Below are 721 nucleotides of genomic sequence, written 5' to 3'. Positions count from 1 at the left end.
GGGATTGATGAGCATTTCTTTACCCGTAAAAAGGGCTACGCAACAACATTCGTAGACCTGAGAAACCACAAAGTGTTTGACGTGGTCCTCGGACGCTCGGAACTGAGCCTGAGGCAGTATTTAAGCCGCTTGCCGGGTCGCGAGCAGGTTCAGCTCGTTGTCATGGATTTATCCGAAACGTACCGGTCTATCGTGCAAAAGTACTTTCCTAACGCCAAGATCGTGGCTGACCGCTTTCATGTGATTCGACTGGTCAATCAGCACTTTCTGAGTCTCTGGAAACAACAAGATCCGGTAGGAAGAATGAACCGTGGCTTGCTGAGTTTGATGAGACGGCATCGCTGGAATCTGAGTCCCGAGCAGCGCGAGAATCTGGCACGGTATTTAGATCAATTCCCGGTTCTTAAGTCACTGTACTTTGCCAAGCAACGGCTCAATAAGCTGCTATTGATTAGGAATTTAATGCCTAAACATGGGAGGAAATTTATGGGACGTTTGCTGAAGCTGATTGAGCAATTAGCTAAAAGCCCAGCGCGCACTTTGGCCAACACACTGACCTCTTGGTTGGAGCCGATCGTCAGGATGTGGCGCACTTCAAGATCAAACGGAATAACGGAAGGGTTCCACACTAAAATGGAAATGATGTCCCGAAGGGCATATGGATTTAGGAACTTTGAGAATTACCGGCTCAGGGTCTTGGCCCACTGCGGTTGGAACGGCG

At 49.1% G+C, this 721-nt stretch carries 1 protein-coding gene; it reads left to right on the top strand.

Annotation, left to right across the window (positions count from 1 at the left end; translation table 11 throughout):
• A partial coding sequence (locus tag QWY30_RS15830; RefSeq protein ID WP_290242654.1) for an ISL3 family transposase occupies window positions 1–721 on the top strand: 721 nt, incomplete at both ends.

The sequence above is a fragment of the Zwartia panacis genome (assembly GCF_030410395.1).
Taxonomy (GTDB): Bacteria; Pseudomonadota; Gammaproteobacteria; order Burkholderiales; family Burkholderiaceae_B; genus Zwartia; species Zwartia panacis.
The sequence above is the reverse complement of the archived record's forward strand: the minus strand, read 5'-3'. Positions and strand labels throughout refer to the sequence as shown.